This is a genomic window from Achromobacter sp. E1 (genome assembly GCF_037039475.1).
Classification (GTDB): Bacteria; Pseudomonadota; Gammaproteobacteria; order Burkholderiales; family Burkholderiaceae_B; genus Achromobacter; species Achromobacter mucicolens.
Map to the genome: position 1 here is coordinate 4,384,966 of NZ_CP146253.1, position 19,416 is coordinate 4,404,381.

General features: G+C 63.1%; 18 protein-coding genes and 1 tRNA gene. 5 read left to right on the forward strand and 14 right to left on the reverse strand.

Annotated features, from left to right (window positions below):
- Nucleotides 1-37 precede the first annotated feature (37 nt).
- The gene (locus tag V6V88_RS20375; protein ID WP_062841749.1) at nucleotides 38-1,120 is read right to left on the reverse strand and encodes a flavodoxin family protein; all 1,083 of its coding nucleotides are present in this window, start codon (nucleotides 1,118-1,120) and stop codon (nucleotides 38-40) included.
- Between the two features lie 157 nt (nucleotides 1,121-1,277).
- Between V6V88_RS20375 and V6V88_RS20380 the strand changes: the two genes are divergently transcribed.
- Nucleotides 1,278-1,544, forward strand: a complete 267-nt coding sequence (locus V6V88_RS20380) for a hypothetical protein (RefSeq protein WP_056326865.1) — start codon at nucleotides 1,278-1,280, stop codon at nucleotides 1,542-1,544.
- A gap of 93 nt (nucleotides 1,545-1,637) precedes the next feature.
- Here V6V88_RS20380 and V6V88_RS20385 read toward each other — a convergent pair whose 3' ends face one another.
- From V6V88_RS20385 to V6V88_RS20405, 5 genes are all read right to left on the reverse strand, one after another.
- On the reverse strand, nucleotides 1,638-2,111 hold the full coding sequence (locus V6V88_RS20385) for a hypothetical protein (RefSeq protein WP_338616128.1): 474 nt from the start codon (nucleotides 2,109-2,111) through the stop codon (nucleotides 1,638-1,640).
- A 114-nt stretch (nucleotides 2,112-2,225) separates the two neighbouring features.
- Entirely contained in the window at nucleotides 2,226-3,791 is a 1,566-nt protein-coding gene (locus V6V88_RS20390) for an AAA family ATPase (RefSeq protein WP_223576469.1), read from the reverse strand.
- A gap of 50 nt (nucleotides 3,792-3,841) precedes the next feature.
- Nucleotides 3,842-5,200, reverse strand: a complete 1,359-nt coding sequence (locus V6V88_RS20395; RefSeq protein WP_338616130.1) for an erythromycin esterase family protein — start codon at nucleotides 5,198-5,200, stop codon at nucleotides 3,842-3,844.
- 29 nt (nucleotides 5,201-5,229) lie between these two features.
- Nucleotides 5,230-5,919 carry a phosphoribosyltransferase family protein gene (locus V6V88_RS20400; RefSeq protein ID WP_223576471.1) on the reverse strand — a complete coding sequence of 230 codons (690 nt, stop codon included), beginning with the start codon at nucleotides 5,917-5,919 and terminating at the stop codon, nucleotides 5,230-5,232.
- Between the two features lie 53 nt (nucleotides 5,920-5,972).
- Complete coding sequence (locus V6V88_RS20405; protein WP_155739284.1) at nucleotides 5,973-6,128, reverse strand: hypothetical protein; 156 nt, start codon at nucleotides 6,126-6,128, stop codon at nucleotides 5,973-5,975.
- A 327-nt stretch (nucleotides 6,129-6,455) separates the two neighbouring features.
- On the opposite strand from V6V88_RS20405, the gene V6V88_RS20410 reads away from it, so the two are divergent.
- Entirely contained in the window at nucleotides 6,456-7,103 is a 648-nt protein-coding gene (locus tag V6V88_RS20410; RefSeq protein ID WP_056326861.1) for a BON domain-containing protein, read from the forward strand.
- Between the two features lie 57 nt (nucleotides 7,104-7,160).
- Here V6V88_RS20410 and V6V88_RS20415 read toward each other — a convergent pair whose 3' ends face one another.
- Nucleotides 7,161-8,054 (reverse strand): LysR family transcriptional regulator, encoded by an 894-nt coding sequence (locus V6V88_RS20415; protein WP_062841747.1) that lies wholly within the window; start codon nucleotides 8,052-8,054, stop codon nucleotides 7,161-7,163.
- 83 nt (nucleotides 8,055-8,137) lie between these two features.
- Here V6V88_RS20415 and V6V88_RS20420 point away from each other — a divergent pair, with 83 nt between their 5' ends.
- The gene (locus V6V88_RS20420; protein ID WP_223576473.1) at nucleotides 8,138-9,088 is read left to right on the forward strand and encodes an esterase; all 951 of its coding nucleotides are present in this window, start codon (nucleotides 8,138-8,140) and stop codon (nucleotides 9,086-9,088) included.
- Nucleotides 9,089-9,120: 32 nt separating this feature from the next.
- A complete protein-coding gene (locus tag V6V88_RS20425) occupies nucleotides 9,121-10,101 on the forward strand; it encodes a tripartite tricarboxylate transporter substrate binding protein (protein ID WP_056326855.1) in 981 nt (326 codons plus the stop codon).
- 139 nt (nucleotides 10,102-10,240) lie between these two features.
- Here the strand turns inward: V6V88_RS20425 and V6V88_RS20430 are convergent.
- From V6V88_RS20430 to ppk1, 6 genes are all read right to left on the reverse strand, one after another.
- A tRNA-Pro gene (locus tag V6V88_RS20430) sits at nucleotides 10,241-10,317 on the reverse strand.
- Between the two features lie 58 nt (nucleotides 10,318-10,375).
- Nucleotides 10,376-11,152: a phosphate ABC transporter ATP-binding protein PstB gene (pstB, locus tag V6V88_RS20435; protein WP_056326853.1), complete on the reverse strand. Its 777-nt coding sequence runs from the start codon at nucleotides 11,150-11,152 to the stop codon at nucleotides 10,376-10,378.
- Between the two features lie 48 nt (nucleotides 11,153-11,200).
- Nucleotides 11,201-12,055 (reverse strand): phosphate ABC transporter permease PstA, encoded by an 855-nt coding sequence (pstA, locus tag V6V88_RS20440; RefSeq protein WP_062841745.1) that lies wholly within the window; start codon nucleotides 12,053-12,055, stop codon nucleotides 11,201-11,203.
- A gap of 24 nt (nucleotides 12,056-12,079) precedes the next feature.
- A complete protein-coding gene (gene pstC / locus V6V88_RS20445; RefSeq protein WP_056326851.1) occupies nucleotides 12,080-13,096 on the reverse strand; it encodes a phosphate ABC transporter permease subunit PstC in 1,017 nt (338 codons plus the stop codon).
- Nucleotides 13,097-13,197: 101 nt separating this feature from the next.
- On the reverse strand, nucleotides 13,198-14,238 hold the full coding sequence (gene pstS, locus V6V88_RS20450) for a phosphate ABC transporter substrate-binding protein PstS (protein WP_062841744.1): 1,041 nt from the start codon (nucleotides 14,236-14,238) through the stop codon (nucleotides 13,198-13,200).
- 296 nt (nucleotides 14,239-14,534) lie between these two features.
- Complete coding sequence (gene ppk1, locus V6V88_RS20455; protein ID WP_056326848.1) at nucleotides 14,535-16,610, reverse strand: polyphosphate kinase 1; 2,076 nt, start codon at nucleotides 16,608-16,610, stop codon at nucleotides 14,535-14,537.
- 219 nt (nucleotides 16,611-16,829) lie between these two features.
- Here ppk1 and ppx point away from each other — a divergent pair, with 219 nt between their 5' ends.
- Complete coding sequence (gene ppx / locus V6V88_RS20460) at nucleotides 16,830-18,317, forward strand: exopolyphosphatase (RefSeq protein WP_056326846.1); 1,488 nt, start codon at nucleotides 16,830-16,832, stop codon at nucleotides 18,315-18,317.
- Between the two features lie 158 nt (nucleotides 18,318-18,475).
- On the opposite strand, the gene V6V88_RS20465 is transcribed toward ppx, so the two are convergent.
- A complete protein-coding gene (locus V6V88_RS20465) occupies nucleotides 18,476-19,282 on the reverse strand; it encodes a GNAT family N-acyltransferase (RefSeq protein WP_056326843.1) in 807 nt (268 codons plus the stop codon).
- Nucleotides 19,283-19,416 lie beyond the last annotated feature (134 nt).

The window sequence follows — 19,416 nt, forward strand, 5'->3', positions numbered from 1 at the left end:
TCCCGTTTCGACCTCGCATGGCAATTGCGATTGGCGGCTACTTCGGCCGAGGAGATGACAGCCCCTGATCGACGGCTGGCCACTCTCCTGCCCGCAGGCGCGGCAGGCACAGGATCATCGCCTTGGCCACATTGCGAACCTCTTCCTGAACCGCCGTGTCCGCATCCAGATCCGCATGGCTGGTGGCATACGGCTCGTAGTAGCCGATGTAGCGATCGAGCCGCGACGACGCGCCCGCATCCACCATTCCCATCCAGTCCAGCCAATCGCACAACGCCCGCCGTTGCCCCTCGATGCCGGCCACGTCGCCATGGACCACCACACCATAGGCCCGACCGGCAAGATGCTTGGGATACGGCCAGCCGTCCATTTCGATCTGCTTGGCCTTCATTGCGTCCTTGCCCGACGTTGTCGTCGGATCGGGGTTGCCGCCGTCTGCACAGACCAGCCGGTCGATCATCAGCTTCAACACGCTGGGCGACTGATACCAATAGGTGGGCGCCAGCAGGATCACGCCATGCGCCGCCACCCACTGCTCGTAGATATCGTTCATCGCATCGTTGTCCTGCCCGAGCGAATGATTGGGATAGCAGCTACAGGGCCAGTGGCAGAGCGGCATCGCCGTGGACACGCAGCCTTTGCAGGGATGGATGAGGTATTGATATTCCGACGTGAGCCGGCTGAGATCGAGCATGTCGGCGTGTACGCCCGCAAACTCCAGTTCTTCACGCACGATCCGAGACAGCCGCCACGTCTTGGAAACCTCGCCCGGACAGGTACCGTCATTGCGCGCCGCGCCGACGACCACCAGGACGCGCGACCGTGTGGCCGGATCGCGCTGCACCTGGGCAGAACGCGCAAGCCGGTCGTGCGCATCCTTCCACTCCACCGACAAGTCGTAATCGGGATCGGCGTAGCCTTGCCCGGCTTTGACGGTGACGGGCGCCTTCCGTCCATTTTCGTATGCGTCCCATGCAATGGCTTCCAGCCGCTTCAAGGCTTGCGCTTCCACCTTGAACGCGGGATCGTAGAAGCGGCGCATGAAACGCAAGCGGAAGGTGTCTCGCGGCAGCTTGCCCGCGTATTGACCCGTTCGGACTTCAAGCTTCGGTTTGGACATGGCGTTGAGTCTGCGAGGATGAGCCATTGCGCGCAGCAACTCCCATGCCCGCGGGAAACGCCATCGTTTGCACCGGCCGGGTGGCACCGCGCAGGACGTCAGTGCTTTCAACGGCGCAACGAGTGCAGTAGGATGCACCGACCGACTGGAGGAAATTATGCAGACCGCAAAATGGGACTTTCAGATCGCGCAGCCGGAGCAGGACGGCGATGATTGGCGCATTGGCTATACGCTGATCTCTCCCATCGCCGGCGTGCCGTCCGAGCGCATCGCCATCGATGAACGGTTTCATTCCGCCCACGGCGCAATTGCCGAGGCCACCCGCCTCGCGCAGATTCACGTCGCGGATCTGAATGGCGAAGCGCCGACGTTCGAAGCGCCTAGCGATTCCGAGGTGCCGTTCGACAAGGATCAGCGGTTTTAGGCAGCGTCGCCCATTGGACAAACGCTGCTGCCACGCAAGCATGTGCCGCATGACAGCGAAACACCGCGTTTCATACGTGCGAAAACGACCCGTTCAACGCGCGGGAGCCGGTGCACTGCCGGCCGGCGTGGCGGGATTGGCCGGGGTGGCCGGGGTAGCGGGCACCTGGATCTCTTTCTTGCGCAGAACTCCGCCCCCCTGCACGCTGCCTTGCACACTGGTGGGCGAGTTCATCTTCGCCACGCAGGTCTGCCGCTGGGATTCCGGCAGACGGTTGCAGCGCGCCAGCTCGTTCTGGCGGAGCTGTTCCGGGCTCTGCGCATTCAGGTTCTGACGATCACGCTCTTGCCGTGCCGCAGCCGCTTCGCGCAGGCACGTCTCCAGCGGTTGGTCAGAGGCGCCACTCTTGCAGGTCGCGACATCCTGCTGATGCTGCGCTTGCGAGGTAGGGCTGGTGTCGGCGGCATGGGCCGCGCCGGCCGTCCACGCCAGACCCGCCAGGCAAAGGATCGCGGAGACGCTTTTCAGCGACACTTGAACAGCATTCATCTTGTGAGCAGCATTCATGGTCGGCTCCTTGGACAAGGGGGATGCGCCCGGCGACGCGCCGCGCGGCCACTCCCGCCGATATATCTACCACGCGGTAATCATCGGCCGCCACGAATGCAGTAACGCGATGTGTCAGGACCCGTGCCCGTCAAGGTGGGCAAGGACGGATGCGGCGACACATTCCAGCGGGCGTTGCGCATCGACATGCGTCCAGCCTTTGACGTCGCGTTGCCGCGCCAATTGGGCGCGCACCACATCCTCAGTGGCGTCCGAAGGGTCGTTCGTACGCTGATTCACGCGTGCCGACATCGCGGCCGGTGACGCATCGAGCCAAAATCCGCTGAAGGGAACCCCTGCGCGCGCCGCGCTCTGTTCAATACGCTGACGGCAGGCCTCCCGCTCAAACACTGCATCGGCGATCACTGCGCAACCGGCCTGGACCAGCTTCTGCGCGCAATCAGCCTGTGCCGCGTAGACGTTTTCGGAGAAGTCGGTTTGATAAGCCATTTCGGGCAGCTTCGATGAGGCGGGCACTCCCCACATCTGCTTGCGAATACGGTCGCTGGACAGTATCCGAGCCCCCGGCATCGGACCAAGCGCATGCGCGATCGCGACGGCCAACGATGATTTTCCCGAGCCGCTGAGCCCGCCAATGGCAACCAGACGCCCGACGCGCGGCGACAGGAAGGCGAACGCGGTATCGATATAGCGCTGGGCCTCTCCCAGCAGAGACGTTCGGGTGGTGTCGATGGCTTCTTTGGCCTGCGCCACCAGGACGTGGGCACGGATGACGGCTCTGATGGCCAGGAACAACGGCATCAGCGCCATGCCCGCGTCATCGTGGCGGAGATCCAGGTATCGGTTCAGCACGACGTTGGCCTGCCGCGAAAACCCCTGCGAGCAAAGATCCATGATCAGAAATGCCAGGTCGTAGAGCACATCGATGGTGGCAAGGGCATCATCGAACTCGAGGCAGTCGAACAGCATCGGCGCGCCATCGATCACACAGATGTTGCGCAAGTGCAGGTCCCCGTGACAATGGCGCACATGCCCCGCCGCCGCCCGCGCGGCCAGCAGCGGCGCCTGCTTGTCCAACTCGTCACGAATCGCGGCGCAGAGCACCTTGATCTTCGGTCCGGGCAGCACGCCGGCCGCGGCAAGAAGGTTCTCGGCCGCGGCCAGCACGTGGGCCAGCCTGGAAGGCACATCCACGCCGCCCACGACCGGCGCGTTGTCATGTGACTTGGCAATCTCTCCCGCAATGCGCTCGGCCAGCGCGTCGGTCAGCCCTTCCCGCTGCGCGACGGCTTCCAGCAGCGCATCGTCCGGGAAGCGACGCATTTCCAGGACGGCGTCGATCAATTCTCCGGGGCCGTCGAAATTCAGATTGCCCTTGTCGTCCCGCCTGATTTCCCGCACCGCCACATACAGATCGGGCGCGGTTCGCCGGTTGAGCTCAAGTTCACGCAAGCAGGCCGCCAAGCGCAGCGCAGCAGTGGAAAAATCGGCATAGGGAAAACGCACCGCCCTTTTCAGCTTGAAGGCGCGAATCCCGGCAAGGACAATAACGGAAATATGGGTGCGTATCGTGACGATGTCGCCCGCAGGCACGCCGTGAACATCAGGACGGGTCAAGAATTCCAGCGTTGCGGCCTGGCACCGCGCGTCCGGGTCCACGTGTTCATCTGTCCGGTTCATGCTGGTCCGTCTCGCATCGCAATGCCGCTCCGTCTGGCGTGCCGGCGCCGCTAGACGCCTGCCGGGAAGGTTTCTGGCGCCTCATCCAATTTCCAGGTGTCGCCCCATTCCAGAGGTTCAACCGCTCGCGTCTCGTCAAGATGCAGCACGCAGTCGAACTGCCGTGGCAGGCAGGCGTAAAAGTAATGGCTGCCTCGTTCCGTTTCCGGACGGTAGACGACCCCAATGGCGCGCTCCAGGCGGGACGTCGACAGCGCCCGCATCACCTCTCGATCGCTGTTGAGCGGCAACATGAAGCGGCTAAGGCCCGTCTCATGGAACAGCGATTCGTAGCTTCCCCGCAGGCCAGGGCGCACCCGCATGCGCTCGGCGGGCAAGTCCCAATCGGCCGCCGCCGTCACGCTGCCCTGGTAGGTCGTCAGTCCGATCAGAAACGCCTGGTCGCCATAGGACTCACGCGCCAACTGTCCAACGGTCAACTCGCCGGACTGGCCCACTTGCGTGGCGCGCGCGTCGCCCACATGAGAATTGTGCTCCCACACCACGATCTTTGGTGGCAGGCCGTCTTCTGTCCGAGGCAAATGTTTGGCTAGCGCATCAAGCGTTTCCATCATGTGCCGATCCCGCAGATTCCAGGAAGAAACGCGCTGGTCGAACATGGTTCGGTAATACTGCTCGGCGTTTGCGATCAGGCGCGCGTTCTGCTGCACGTAAAAAAGCGCATCGCTTGCCGCTTGGCCGTCGCGCCGCATGTATTCGGCCGCATGGGCATTGAGATCCTGCATTTGCGCAATCACGGCGTCTCTGCACGACGCCGACAGGCCATGGTGCGCCAAGTAGCCATAGCGCTCGCTACTGCTGCCGAAATGATCGAAGCAGGCGTAACGCTGACGCGCATCACGCGCAGCATCCGGGTCGACCTCATCCAGGTACTTCAGCACTTCTGCAATGGACGTGAACAGGCTGTATAGATCGAGCCCATAAAAGCCGACGGGCGCAGCGTTTGCGGGCAACGATTGGTTGAACGACCGAAGCCACTCCACGAACCGGACGACCTCGGTATTGCGCCACATCCACGTTGGAAATCGCTTGAACCCCGCCAAGGCCTGCTCGCCGGCATTGTCGTCGCCCTGGCCGCGCAGGTATCGGTTGACGCGATAGGCATCGGGCCAATCCGCCTCGACCGCCACCGCAGAGAATCGCCTTTCGGCGATCAGCCGCTGCGTAATGCGAGCCCGTTCTTCGTAGAATTCGTGCGTGCCATGACTCGCTTCGCCGATCAGCACGAAGCGCGCGCCGCCGATATGTTCAAGAAGCGCGTCATAGTCCGTCATTGCTCCCGTAAGCGGCCGCGCTGCCGCAGACAGTCGGGCAAGCGTGGCGGGATGAGCATCGATGGGGGTTTCCATGTGCACTCCAAAGGCTGGACCAGGGGGCATCAGCCGTTGCGCGACGAAGAAGTCGCCGTCGACGCGGCGGGCGGATGCCGGCGCTGCGCTTCGTGCAGCAGATGCAAGACCTCGTCGTCCGCAGTCTGTTCAAAATCCGCATACCATTGCCCGACGCCATAGAACGGCGTCGGCGTATGCAGGCACGCGACTTCGTCCGCTTCGCCCTCAAGCGCTTGCCTGATTTCGGCTGCGGCAACGGGCACGGCGGCAACAACCCACGCGGGATTATTCTTGCGTACGGACTGAAGCGCCACGCGCATGGTCGAACCCGTCGCAAGGCCGTCATCCACCACGATGACGACCTTTCCCTGCAATGGAAGCGGTGGCCGCCCCGCGCGATAGACCGATTCACGGCGCTCGATTTCTTTCCGTTCACGCGACACGATGGACTCGATCGCTTTTGGATCGACGCCGTAGGCCTCAATTTCCCTGGTCTGGAACAGAGATTGATCGCTGCTGATCGCGCCGATGGCGTATTCGGGATGCCCCGGCATGCCGATCTTTCGCACCACCTTGATGTCCAGGGGGGCATCCAGCTCGGCCGCGACTTCGAATCCCACCGGCACGCCGCCTCGCGGCAACGCCAACACGATCACATCCTGCCGCCCCGCATATCGGGCCAATTGCCGCGCGAGCAACAGCCCGGCCTCGCGCCGGTTTCTGAAGAGAATGTTCATGATCTCTTGCGTCCCCAGCCAGTTGTGTTGCCAGGCCGTGACCCGCACGGATATCAACGCGCGCCCTTGTGATCTTTCTGGCCAGTATTTTTGTGCCGTCCCAGCGACTCGGCCATTTCGGCCTTCTGCCGCTGTGCCACGGCGTCTTCCTTCTGGCGCGCCTCTTCTTTTCTGGCTTTCGGCGGGGGAGTTTTGGCGGGTTGCTGCATGATGGCCTCCTGGACATTCGCCGCCCGACGCGGCGGGATAGCCCATCATGAACCGGCGCCACGGCGCCTTGTTGACGAAAATCACGAATTTTCCAACCACCCGTTCATCGAATCGTTGGCTGGGGCACAGACGAGCCCCGCTTGGCGGGCGTACACGCGTCGCCCCCGAACGCCCGGCACAAAACGCACCCCATTTTTCCATTGACGATCGTCAATACTGACTCGCCCTGCCCCGGGAAAATCGATGCGAAGAGCGCCGAATCCGGGTGCGCCACGCGGAACACGCGTACCCCTTAACTCGTCCCTTATTCCGACAGGAGAGCCATCATGAAAGACGAAGAACTTCGCCGTCACGTGCTGGACGCCTTGGAGTTCGATCCCCGCGTCGATGCGACCGGCATCGGGGTCGCGGCTTCCCAAGGGGTCGTAACGCTGACGGGGCATGTCAGCACGTTCAGCGAAAAGTACGACGCAGAGAAGATTGCCGCACACGTGAAAGGCGTCAAAGGCATCGCGCAGGAGCTCGAAGTCCGAACCGGCTACGAGCAAGGAAACTCGGACGAAGAGCTGGCCAAACGCGCGATCACCAGTATCGGCTGGAATGTGTCCATCCCCGACAACAAGGTGCAGGTCAAGGTGCAACACGGCTGGGTGACCTTGACCGGAGAGGTCAGTTGGAACTTCCAACGCGTGGCGGCCGAAAGCGCCATTCGCCGCCTATCCGGCGTCAAGGGCGTCGCAAACCAGATCAAGTTGTCGAACAACGCGCAGATCAGCGATGTGAAACAGCGAATTCAGGACGCGTTGAAACGAAGCGCCGCGCTTGAAGCACACGATATTCAAGTCGCCGTGCACGACAGGCACGTCACGCTGATGGGAAAAGTGAATAGCCTGGCCGACAGGCGCGTCGCCGAGCAGGCCGCATGGAGCGCGCCAAGCGTCATCAGCGTGGAAGACAAGCTCACCGTGGGCTGATGGCGGCGCTTGCGCTGCAGCTTGCCGGCAGGCAACCGCCGAATCAATTGGCGTGACTCAACGCGCAAGGTAGGCGCGCACGAGTTCCATCAGATACTGGCCTTGGGGCGTCGGCGTGCTGTCACGCCGGCGCACGATGTAAACATCCCGCGTAATGTCGGGATCCAGCACCGGAATCGACTTCAGGCCATAACCATGCGCCTCGAACAATGCCGGCATGATGGTCACGAAATTGCCCGACTGCACCAGCCCGATCATGGTGGCCAGCTGATCCACTTCGATGGTCCAGGGCAACTCCAGCCCGCGAGCATTGAGGACGCTGTCGATCTGCAGGCGGGTGGAACTGACCGGATTCAGTCCCACCACCGGCAGGCCGGGCAACTTTTTCCACGACAGCTTGCGGCTGCGTGGCGCCAGCGCAGAACGCTCGGCGTACACCAGGTTAAAGCCATAGGTGGCGATGCGCTCGGCCTCCAGGGTGGGGCCGAATGACACCGGCGTGGTGATGCCGAATTCCACCTCGCGTTCTTCAACCAGGCCCGTCGTGACGGTGGCGTTGCCGTCGCGGATCGACAGGTACACCTGCGGATGCCGTGCATAGAACTCGGGCAGCACCTTCGGCAGCACCGAATAACCTACCGAAGCCACCGTGCTCACCATCAGCGTGCCTTCGTGCCCCCGCGCGCGGCGGGCTGCCTCGGTCAGGCTGGCATCCATCTGCGTCACGATAGGCAGCACGCGCTCGTAGAGCGCGCGGCCCACCGACGTCAGCACCACGCTGCGCGTCGTGCGTTCGAACAAACGCCCGCCAATTTCCGATTCCAGCTTCGCGATTCGCCGGCTCAAGGCCGACGTCGTGACGCACAGCAACGCGGCGGCCGACGTGTACTGACCCATGCGCGCCACGCAGCAGAACGCGCGGATATCTTCCAGATCGTAATTGATTCGCATAGATCAATAATCGTTGAAATTTTTTCGATAGACGTAACTATACGCGCTGGCCGAACATGCCGGCATCACTTCGACGAGCCATCATGAATCCACAAGGCAAGGGCATTTTCCTGAAATCGATGAGCAGCTTCTTCGTGGGCGGCGCAACCGCCGTGCTGGAAGGCCTGCCGGTCGAATATCGCAGCATGGTCCTGAACGGATTGCCGCGCGAGGTCAACCCGAACGGAGAACAGGTCTATGGGCAGATGTATGTCCAGGAGTACCGCCTGGCGCAACCCCGCCATCCGGATCCGGTGCTGCTGTGGCATGGCGGGGGCATGACCGGCTGCACCTGGGAAACGACCCCCGATGGCCGCAACGGCTGGCTGTGGAAATTCCTGGAGGCCGGTTACGACGTGCTGGTCAGCGATGCGGTGGAACGGGGCCGTTCGTCATGGGCACGGTTCCCGCAGGTGTATCGCGAGGCGCCCGTCTTTCGCACCAAGCGCGAGGCCTGGACGACGTTTCGCATCGGGCCTGTCTACGACCCGGACCCTGCGCGGCGCGAAGCCTATGCAGGGCAACAGTTTCCCACCGAGGCGTTCGACGCGTTCGCCAATCAATGGGTGCCGCGCTGGCCGGGCCACGAGTCCATGATCCTCGCGGCCTATGAAGCGTTGATCGACCGGGTGGGACATTGCCATATCGTGGCCCACAGCCAAGGCGCGGGCTTTGCAGCCGAAATTGCGCGCCGCCGGCCAAGCGCGGTGCGCCGGGTGGTGGGCGTGGAGCCCGGCGGCATGCCGCAAGCGGCGCCGATTGAAGCGCTGCCGCCGCATCTTGTTGTGTGGGGCGACTTCATCGAACCGTCGGGATCGCACTGGGTCGGCTACCGCCAACAAGCCGAGCGTTACCTGGATTCCATACGGGGGTGCGCCGACGTAACGGTGCTGGACCTGCCCGCCAGCGGCATCGCGGGCAATTCGCACCTGCCGATGATGGACCGTAATAGCGACGAGGTATTCCAACGCGTCCTGAACTGGCTGCAAAGCTGAAACAACACAAACGACAACAACGGGAGACAACCATGAACATCCGAACCCTTTCCAGCGCGGCGCTGCTGGGAGCCCTTGTGTTGGGAGGAACGAGCGCGGCGCATGCGCAGGCCTACCCCGCCCATCCCATCAAGCTCATCGTGGGCTACGCGCCGGCAGGCTCGGTGGACACGTTCGCTCGCATCATCGCCCCCGAACTGGGCCGCGAGCTGGGCCAGACCGTCGTCATCGAGAACGTCGCGGGAGCCGGCGGCATCATCGGCGTCACGCGCGCCGTCAACGCCAAGCCCGACGGGTACACGGTACTGATGGGCATCGTGTCCGACGTCGTGATCGCACCCATTCTGCAATCGTCGGCCAAGTACACCTATCGCGACCTGGCCGCCGTCGCGCCGCTGGGCACAAGCGGCGTCGGCGTGGTGGCGAATCCGAACCTGGGCGTGAAATCGTTCGGCGACCTGATTGCGCGCGCCAAGGCCAACCCGGGCAAGCTGACCTACGGCGCCACGGGCGTCGGCTCGCTGCCCGCCATCGCCATGGAGAGTTTCAAGCTCACCACCGGTACGGACATCACCTTCATTCCCTATGCAAGCGCCTCGAAGATCGCGACCGATGTCATCGGCGGCAATGTGGATATCGCGGTCTCTGGGCTGCCCGCCCTGCTTGAACTGATCAAAAGCGGGCGCGTGACGGGCGTGGGCGTCATGAGCCGCGACCGCGATATCGGCAACCCGGACTTGGCGTCGGCGGGTGAAACGCCGGAACTCAACGGGATGGACTATTACTTCTGGACCGGAATTTTTGCACCGTCGAATACGCCGGAACCCATCGTCCAGACATTGAACGCCGCGTTCAGCCGCGTCATGGCCAAGCCGGAGATCCAGGCACGGTTCAAGGAATTGGGCGTAAAGGTCAGCCCGCCCACCTCGCCCACGGCGTTTGGGCAGTTCGTGGCGAGCAGCGATGCGCAATGGCAAAAGCTGATCGAAGACGCGAAGATCCCGCGGCAGTAGGAGGAAGGGACGGAACAAAATGGCCCCAAGCTTTGTGAGCTTGGGGCCATTTTTTTTGTCCTACCGATTGGTGGTCCATAGGATGGGCCACCAATCGTCTTTTCTTGCACTGCGGAAATCCGGAGACCCGCATGAATATTGGTCGGGGCGGTGGGATTCGAACTCACGACCCTCTGCTCCCAAAGCAGATGCGCTACCAGGCTGCGCTACGCCCCGAAGGGTGGAGACTATACCAGAAACTGGTGTCTGGCGTGCGCTGCGCCCGACCCTGCGGTCAGCCGAAGCGGCCCGTGATGTAGTCCTCGGTTTCCTTGCGCGAGGGCTTAACAAAGATCTGGTCGGTTTGACCGAATTCCATCAGTTCGCCCAGGTACATATACGCGGTGTAGTCCGAACACCGCGCGGCCTGTTGCATGTTGTGCGTCACGATCACGACGGTGTAATCGTTCTTCAGTTCGGCGATCAGCTCTTCGATCTTGGCAGTGGAGATGGGATCCAGCGCCGAGCACGGCTCGTCGAGCAGCAGGACTTCAGGCTTGATCGCGACGCCGCGGGCGATGCACAGGCGCTGCTGCTGGCCGCCGGACAGGCTGTTGCCGCTTTGGTGCAACTTGTCCTTCACTTCGTTCCACAGCGCGGCCTTGCTCAGCGCCCATTCCACGCGCTCGTCCATCTCGCCCTTGGAGAGGCGTTCGAACAGACGCACGCCGAAGGCGATGTTGTCGTAGATGCTCATGGGGAACGGCGTGGGCTTTTGGAAGACCATGCCGACCTTGGCGCGGATCAGCGAGATGTCGGTCTTGGCCGTCAGCAGGTTTTCGCCATCCAGAAGGATTTCGCCCTCGGCGCGCTGGCCGGGGTAGAGCTCGAACATGCGGTTGAACGTGCGCAGCAGGGTCGATTTGCCGCAGCCCGACGGGCCGATGAAGGCGGTGACCTTCTTCTCCTGGATCGACATGTTCACGTTGCGAATCGCGTGGAACTTGCCGTAGTAGAAGTTCAGGTCCTTGACCTCGAGCTTGTTCTTGACTGCGGTAGCGGTGTTTTCCATTGCATTTCCCTTGGCTCCGGCGCGGCTGGCGCGCCGGGATAGCGATCTTTACTTGCGGAACAAGTTGCGGGCGATGATGTTGATGCCCAACACCAGCAGCGTGATCAGCGTCGCGCCGGCCCAGGCCAGGTTGTTCCAGTCCTTGAAGGGGCTGGCGGCGTATTGGTAGATGACGACCGGCAGGTTGGCCATCGGCCCGTTCATGTTCAGCGACATGAATTGGTTCGACAGCGCGGTGAACAGCAGCGGCGCGGTTTCGCCGGAGATGCGGGCGATGGCGAGCAGCACGCCGGTGATGATGCCGGACTTGGCGGCGCGATAGCACACCATGGTGATCATGCGCCACTTCGGGCAGCCCAGCGCGGCGGTGGCTTCGCGCAGGCTGTTGGGCACCAGCAGCAGCATGTTGTCGGTGGTGCGGACCACGACGGGAATCACCAGGATGGACAGCGCAATCGCGCCGGCCCAGCCGGAGTAATGCCCCACCTGCGCCACGTACACGGCGTAGATGAACAGACCGATGATGATCGACGGCGCGGACAGCAGCACGTCGTTCAGGAATCGCGTGGCGGGCGCCAGCCAGCCGCGCTGGCCGTATTCAGCCAGGTAGGTGCCGGCCAGGATGCCCACCGGCGTGCCGATCAGCGTGCCGACGCCAGCCATCATCACGCTGCCGAGAATGGCGTTGAGCAAGCCCCCCGCCTGGCCCGGCGGCGGCGTGATTTCGGTGAAGAGCGTGTACGACAGCGCGGGCGCGCCCTTCATCAGCAACGTGATAATGATCCAGAACAGCCAGAACAGGCCGAAAATCAGCGTCGTCATCGACACGGCGAGCATGATGCGATTGACCACGCGGCGCCGGCGATAGATGCCGTTCTGCATGTTGAGTACGGATTCAGCCATGGTTTTTCCTTGTGCTTCCGGGCGTCAGGTCTTCTTGCCTTCGCCAGCGGACAGGCGGACCAGCAGCGCCTTGGCCAGGGCCAGCACGATGGTCGTGATGAGGAACAGGATCAGGCCCAGTTCCAGCAACGCCGCCTTCTGGATGCCGCCCGCTTCGTTGAATTCGTTGGCGAGCGCCGAGGCGATGGAGTTGCCGGGCGAGAATAGCGAGCCGGACCACTTGAACGCATTGCCGATGACGAAGGTCACGGCCATGGTTTCGCCGAGCGCGCGGCCCAGGCCGAGCATGATGCCGCCGATGACGCCCGACTTGGTGAAGGGCAGGACCACGCGCCACATCACTTCCCAGGTCGTGCTGCCCAGGCCGTACGCCGATTCCTTGAGCATCGCGGGGACCAGCTCGAACACGTCGCGCATCACGGCGGCGATGAACGGGATGATCATGATCGAGAGGATCAGGCCGGCGGTGAAGATGCCGATGCCGAACGGCGGACCCGCGAACAGTCCGCCAATGATGGGAAGATTGCCCAACGTCGCGATCAGGAACGGCTGCACGTACTGCTGGAACACGGGCACGAAGACGAACAGGCCCCACATGCCGTAGATGATGGACGGGATGGCCGCCAGCATTTCGATGGCGGTGCCCAGCGGGCGGCGCAGCCAGGTCGGCGACAGTTCGGTCAGGAAGATGGCGATGCCGAACGACACCGGCACGGCGATGATCAGCGCGATCGCGGACGTCAGCAACGTACCGATGATCGGCACGACCGCACCGTAATTGGAATTGACCGGATCCCAGTCATTGAGCCACAGGAACGACAGGCCGTATTTGGCCAGCGATTCGCGGCTGCCATAGATGAGGGAGATAAGAATTGCCGCCAGCAGAATGAACACCAGGAAGGCGAACAGGCGGGTCAGATTCTTGAACAGCGCATCCATCAGCGCGTTTTTTGTTTGCTTCATAGGCGAAGGCGTGCCGGTAGTCACGGAATCCGCCACGCTGGGCGGAAGCGGCACACTATTATCCATTACCGCGCTCATGGATGGACTTTCCTTAGGAAACCTGGGGGGAAAAGCAGGTAGGTCGAATTACAGGCGGCGGCCCCGCCCGCCAGGTGGCGTCGGGGCCGCGCGTTACTGATTTACTTCCAGACAGCCTGGCCGTCGGCGGACTTCACTTCGCCCCAGGCGGCGCGGATTTCCTTGGTCACGGCTTCCGGCAGCGGCACGTAGTCCATGGCTTCAGCCGACTTGGCGCCGTTCTTGAAGGCCCAGTCGAAGAATTCCAGCACCGCCTTGCCCTGAGCCGGCTTGTCTTGCGACTTGTGGATCAGGATGAAGGTAGCGGCGGTGACGGGCCACGAATCGGCGCCCGGCTCGTCGGTCAGGACCACGCCCATGCCCGGCGCGCTCTTCCAGTCGGCGTTGGCGGCCGCGGCGGCGAACGCCTTTTGCTCGGGCTGGACGAACTTGCCGTCCTTGTTCTGCAGTTGCGTCCAGGCCAGCTTGTTCTGCTTGGCGTAGGCGTATTCGACGTAGCCGATCGAGTTCTTCAGCTGGCCGACGTAGGCGGCGACGCCTTCGTTGCCCTTGCCGCCCTGGCCGGTGGGCCACTTGACGGCCTTGCCTTCACCGACTTGCGACTTCCACTCCGGCGACACCTTGGACAGGTAGTTCGTCCAGCCGAAGGTGGTGCCCGAGCCGTCCGAACGGTGCACGACGATGATGTCGGCCGACGGCAGCTTCAGGTCAGGGTTCAGCGCCTTGATGGCGGCGTCGTCCCACTTCTTGACCTTGCCCAGGAAGATGTCGGCCAGGACCTTGCCCGACAGCTTCAGCTTGCCCGGCTCGACGCCGTCGACGTTCACGACGGCAACGGTGCCGCCGATCACGGCGGGGAATTGCAGCAGGCCGTGCTTTTCCAGGTCGGCAGCCTTCATCGGGTCATCCGAGGCGCCGAAGTCGACGGTCTTTGCAATGATCTGCTGCTGGCCGCCGCCCGAACCGATGGACTGGTAGTTGACCGCGTTGTTGGTCGCAGCCTTGTAGTCGGACGCCCACTTGGCGTAGACCGGGTACGGGAACGATGCGCCGGCGCCGGTCACGTTGGCGGCCTGGACAGCGAAAACGGCGGCGCTCAGCGCGACGCCCACGGAAACTTGCTTGAAGACACGTTTGAACATCTGGGTTCCTTCTGTGCTCGTTAAAGGAGTCTTGGCAGGCTTTTTAGCTGCCTGTCTTTCAGCGACCCTCGCATCTTAGGAGCCCAACGTGACAAGACCATGACAGTCATGATCCCCAGTGACCGACCGGCAAGCCAGATTCGTTCAGCTGCATTGGCAAGCCCGTCCCCGAATGAAAAAGCCCATTTCCACTGCGGAAATGGGCTGGCCGGGGCCATGCTCAAGCTCGGGGACCGGCATGGCGCGGCGGTCGGCACCTGGTGAAATATCAGGGACGGTTTGCCGCCGTGCCGGTGTTACACGCCCAGCTTCTGCATCAGGAACTGGTGCAGGTTGAAGGGCTCGCGGCGGCTTTTGACGCGCGCGTAGTCGCCGCTGGGTTGCTGCTGCCAGGCGAGCTGGTTGTCGCGCAGCGCATAGGTGAATGCTTCGTCGATGACGCGCTTCTTGAGCGTCTTGTCATAGATCGGGAAAGCGATTTCCACGCGCCGGAAGAAATTGCGGTCCATCCAGTCGGCCGACGACAGGTACACCGTCTCTTCGCCCTCGGCATAGAAATAGAAGACGCGGGAGTGCTCCAGGAAGCGGCCCACGATGGAACGCACACGGATGTTCTCCGACAAGCCCGGCACCCCGGCGCGCAGGGCGCAGACGCCGCGCACGATCAGGTCGATCTTCACGCCCGCCTGACTGGCCTTGTAGAGCTCGGCGATGATCTGCTCTTCGAGCAGCGAATTCATCTTGGCCATGATGCGCGACCGCTTGCCCGCCTTGGCGGCGCGCGCCTCGGCGCGGATCAGCGACACCATGCCCTCGTGCAGGGTGAACGGCGACTGCATCAGCGACTTCAATGCCCGCCGCGCGCCCAGGCCGGTCAGCTGGGCGAACACCTTGTCCATGTCCTCGCACAGCTTGGGATCGGCGGTCAGCAGTCCGAAATCGGTGTACAGCCGCGCCGTGCGGGGATGGTAGTTGCCGGTGCCCAGGTGGGCGTAGCGGCGCAGACGCCCTTTTTCCCGGCGCAGCACGACCGCCATCTTGGCGTGCGTCTTGTGCGCCACCACGCCGTAGACGACATGCGCCCCCACCTCTTCGAGCTTTGAGGCCCAGTTGATGTTGGTCTGTTCGTCGAATCGCGCCATCAGCTCCACGACCACCGTCACTTCCTTGCCGGCGCGCGCGGCCGCCAGCAGGATCTTCATCAGCTCGGAGTCCTCGCCGGTACGGTAGATGGTCTGCTTGATGGCCATCACGTCGGGATCCAGCGCGGCCGCGGTCAGGAAATCGATGACGGGCTGGAACGACTGGTAGGGGTGGTGCAGCAGGCGGTCGCACTCGGCCACCGCTTCGAAGAGATCGGCCGGCTTGTCGCCGACCCGGTCAAAGGGCGCGGGCACCGGGGCGCGATAGTCGGGAAACAGCAGATCCGGGCGCGCCGCGGAATTGCACAGCTGCATGAGGCGCGACAGGTTCACCGGGCCGGGCACACGATAGGTGTCGTCCGCCTTGAGCGAGAACTCGCGCTGCAGGAACGTTTCGAGCTCAACCGGCGTCAGCTTGTCGATCTCCAGCCGGACGGCCGCCCCGAAGTTGCGCTGCGACAACTCGCCTTGCAACGCATGGCGCAGGTTGGTGACTTCTTCCTCGTCCACGAAGAGATCGCTGTTGCGCGTGACGCGCCACTGATAGCAGCCCAGCATTTCCAGGCCCGGAAACAGCTCGCCCACGAAGGCGCGCAGCAGCGAGGTCAGCAGGATGTAGCCTTCGGGCTGCCCCGACAGTTCCTGGGGCATCTTGATCAGACGCGGCAGGGCCCGGGGCGCCTGGACGATGGCGATCGATGCCTGACGGCCGAAGGCATCGGCGCCCGCCAGCGACACGATGAAATTCAGGCTCTTGTTGTAGACGCGCGGAAACGGATGCGCGGGATCCAGCCCGATGGGCGTCAAGAGCGGCATCACGTCGCGATGGAACACGTCGCGCGCCCATTCCTGCTGCGCGGCGTTCCATTCGGAAGCGTGATGCAGCGCGATGCCCTCGGCGTGCATCGCCGGCAGGATGTCGTCGTTGAGCAGGTTGTACTGGCGGCCCACCAATTCATGCACGGCCTGCTGAACGCAGTCGAAAGCCTCGTCCGGCGTCATGCCGTCCGGTCCGACCAGGTTGGGCGACTGGCGCTGCTGCTCTTTCAAACTGGAAATCCGGATCTCGAAGAACTCGTCCAGGTTGGAACTGACGATGCACACGTAGCGCAGCCGCTCGAGCAGCGGCGTCTTGGGGTTCTCCGCCATCGCCAGCACCCGTTCATTGAACTTGAGCAGCGACAATTCGCGATTCATGAGCAGAGGCTCGCCTGGCGGACGTGTGGGCATACCGGATTCCATACGAAAAGAGAGCGTGAAGTTTTACTGCAAAAGAGTGACGGTTCTATGACAGCGCCCATTCGCTAAGGGTACGTCAAATACGGGACGTATGGCGCATCGGCCTGACGCTTGCAAGCGCCTGTTCCATAAGCAAAAACCCGAAGCCGAAGGCGTTGTCACATGGGGTCTCTATAATCGGTCCACCTCACAGCCAATATCACGAGCCGCATGGATCAACTTCTGGCCGCGGTGGACCTCGGGTCCAACAGCTTTCGCCTCTCCATCGGACGCATCGTTCAGCAGGACGGTACGCCCCAGATTTACCAGATCGACCGCCTCAAGGAAACCGTCCGGCTGGCCGCCGGCCTGGATGCCGATAAACGGCTTAGCGACGACGCCATCGACCGCGCCATCGCCGTGCTGGAACGCTTTGGCGAACGGCTACGCAGCTTTCACCCCAATCGGGTGCGCGCGGTGGCCACCAACACTTTTCGCGTCGCCCGCAACACGCGGGACTTCCTGCCCCGGGCCGAAGCCGCGCTGGGGTTTCCGATCGAAGTCATCGCCGGCCGCGAAGAGGCCCGCCTGATCTTCACGGGCGTGGTCAACACCCTGCCCCCCTCCCCCAACAAGCGCCTGATCATCGACATCGGCGGCGGTTCCACCGAAGTCATCATCGGCAAGGGGCTCGAGCCCGGTCTGATGTCCTCGCTTTACATGGGGTGCGTCAGTTACAGCCGCCAGTTCTTCTCGGACGGCGTGGTGGACGCCCACCAGATGAAACAGGCCGAACTGGCCGCGCGCCGCGAGATCGAAGTCATCGCCAAGCAGTACCGCAAGACGGGCTGGAAAGAAGTGTATGGCTCTTCCGGCACGGCCAAGGCGCTCTTTGCCATCCTGACCGAAGGCGGCTATTCCAACCGCGGCATCACGCGCGTGGGGCTGAACAAGCTGAAAGACCGCCTCGTGCGCTCGGGCCGCGTCATTCCGTCCGAGCTGCCCGGCATCAAGATCGAGCGCGCCGACGTGCTACCGGGCGGCCTGGCCATCATGAGCGCGTTGTTCGACGAACTGGGCATCGACGTCATGCACACCGGCGACGGCGCGCTGAGGCTGGGCGTGCTGTACGACCTGCTGGGCCGCGACGACGAGCACGACAAGCGCGATGAATCGGTGCGCCAGTTCATGAAGCGCTATCACGTCGATGTGAACCAGGCGCGCCGCGTGCGCCACGCCGCCCTCACCCTGTTCGATGCGATGTTCCCGGAAGGCCAGGAACGCGCCGAACTGCGGCCCGCGCTCGGCTGGGCGGCAGACCTGCACGAAGTGGGCCTGTCGATCGCGCACAACGCGTATCACAAGCACACCGCCTACGTGCTCGAAAACGCAGACATGCCCGGCTTCTCGCGCGCGGACCAGCAACTGCTGGCCCTGCTGGCGCTGGGTCACCAGGGCAAGCTGGTCAAGCTGGAACCCCTGGTGCGGTCGCGCCCGCAGTGGAAAGCCATTCTGGCTCTGCGTCTGGCCGTGCTTTTGTTCCGCCGCCGCGGCGAGATCGAGCCCCTGCCGCTGACCGCCTCGGTCCGCGACAACTCCATCGTGGTGCGCGTCAATCGCGAATGGCTGGCCGAACATCCGCTCAGCGACTTCACGCTGCGCGCGGAAGAAGCCGAGTGGAACAAGGTCGGGTTTTCGTTCGAGTTGCTGGAGTTCTGAAGCGGCCGCGCGGGGCGGCCTGGCCGCCCCGGCGCTTCAAAATGGCGACAGATCGGTTTCGCGATCGAGCCGCCTGAGTTCCATGCGCAGCGGCCGGGTGGCCCGCCGTATCAGTCTGATAGTCATTCGGCGGAGCAGGCGGCGCATGGTAGTGGCGTCTAGCGCTGAGTATTGAGGACGGCCGGCTGATCCAGGCCGAAGTGGCGGCGGTAGCGCTCGTCCATGCGCTCCATCTTCAAGAGGACCGGAAAGTCGGCGGCGTTGAAATCCGGATCCCAGGCGGGTTCGCCGCAAACCTTGGCGCCCAGCTTCAGGTAACCCTTGATCAGCGGCGGCACGCGGGCCGGCAGGGTGCTGTTGAGCTTTTCGACCGGGTAGCGGTGCAGCGGCGTGACACGCGGCTCAGTACCCTGGGGCATCTGCTTGGCAACCGTGCGCCAGACTTCGGCTGCGGTGACGCCGTCGTCGCGCAGGCTGACGCTGGCGCAACCCAGCACGTATTCGTAACCGCCGCGGCGCAGGTATTCGGCCAGGCCGGACCACAGCAGCATGATGACCGCCCCGCCCCGGTAATCCGCGTGGGTGCACGAGCGGCCGACCTCGACGACTTCGTCGCGGATGGCGCCCAGACCCGACAGGTCGAACTCCGATTGCGAGTAATAGCCGCCGGCTTCGAGGGCTTTTTCGGGGGTCAGGATCCGATAGGTGCCGACGACGCGGTCCGTGTCGAGCTCGCGCACCATCAGGTGTTCGCAGAACGGATCGAAGCGGTCTTGTTCGATGCCATCCTGCGCATCTGGAAAGACGGCGCCCATGTCTTCCGTGAAGACGTCATAGCGCAGGCGTTGAATCTGCTCTATTTCTTCGGCGGTACGCGCCAGGCCGACCGCCAGGACTTTGGGGGCGGCACCCGTCCAGGGTTCTGCGGTACTGCGGCTCGGGTTGATGCGTGCTAATTCCAGCATTGCGCGAAGCTCCTAGAGAGTCCAGCCAGTGTGGACGCCCTGTATGTCAATGACTTGACCAATATGTTACGTGACTATGAAGATTAGGCCGGTACAGAAAACGCATATAAACAAAGGCCACGCGGCGAATTTCG

Coding starts and splice junctions, on each gene's coding strand:
- V6V88_RS20375 (WP_062841749.1), bottom strand. CDS start 1,120: ATGTCCAAACCGAAGCTTGAAGTCCGAACGGGTCAATACGCGGGCAAG.
- V6V88_RS20380 (WP_056326865.1), top strand. CDS start 1,278: ATGCAGACCGCAAAATGGGACTTTCAGATCGCGCAGCCGGAGCAGGAC.
- ppx (WP_056326846.1), top strand. CDS start 16,830: ATGGATCAACTTCTGGCCGCGGTGGACCTCGGGTCCAACAGCTTTCGC.
- V6V88_RS20410 (WP_056326861.1), top strand. CDS start 6,456: ATGAAAGACGAAGAACTTCGCCGTCACGTGCTGGACGCCTTGGAGTTC.
- V6V88_RS20415 (WP_062841747.1), bottom strand. CDS start 8,054: ATGCGAATCAATTACGATCTGGAAGATATCCGCGCGTTCTGCTGCGTG.
- pstB (WP_056326853.1), bottom strand. CDS start 11,152: ATGGAAAACACCGCTACCGCAGTCAAGAACAAGCTCGAGGTCAAGGAC.
- V6V88_RS20405 (WP_155739284.1), bottom strand. CDS start 6,128: ATGCAGCAACCCGCCAAAACTCCCCCGCCGAAAGCCAGAAAAGAAGAG.
- pstA (WP_062841745.1), bottom strand. CDS start 12,055: ATGGCTGAATCCGTACTCAACATGCAGAACGGCATCTATCGCCGGCGC.
- V6V88_RS20420 (WP_223576473.1), top strand. CDS start 8,138: ATGAATCCACAAGGCAAGGGCATTTTCCTGAAATCGATGAGCAGCTTC.
- ppk1 (WP_056326848.1), bottom strand. CDS start 16,610: ATGCCCACACGTCCGCCAGGCGAGCCTCTGCTCATGAATCGCGAATTG.
- V6V88_RS20425 (WP_056326855.1), top strand. CDS start 9,121: ATGAACATCCGAACCCTTTCCAGCGCGGCGCTGCTGGGAGCCCTTGTG.
- V6V88_RS20390 (WP_223576469.1), bottom strand. CDS start 3,791: ATGAACCGGACAGATGAACACGTGGACCCGGACGCGCGGTGCCAGGCC.
- pstS (WP_062841744.1), bottom strand. CDS start 14,238: ATGTTCAAACGTGTCTTCAAGCAAGTTTCCGTGGGCGTCGCGCTGAGC.
- V6V88_RS20465 (WP_056326843.1), bottom strand. CDS start 19,282: ATGCTGGAATTAGCACGCATCAACCCGAGCCGCAGTACCGCAGAACCC.
- V6V88_RS20395 (WP_338616130.1), bottom strand. CDS start 5,200: ATGGAAACCCCCATCGATGCTCATCCCGCCACGCTTGCCCGACTGTCT.
- V6V88_RS20400 (WP_223576471.1), bottom strand. CDS start 5,919: ATGAACATTCTCTTCAGAAACCGGCGCGAGGCCGGGCTGTTGCTCGCG.
- V6V88_RS20385 (WP_338616128.1), bottom strand. CDS start 2,111: ATGAATGCTGCTCACAAGATGAATGCTGTTCAAGTGTCGCTGAAAAGC.
- pstC (WP_056326851.1), bottom strand. CDS start 13,096: ATGAGCGCGGTAATGGATAATAGTGTGCCGCTTCCGCCCAGCGTGGCG.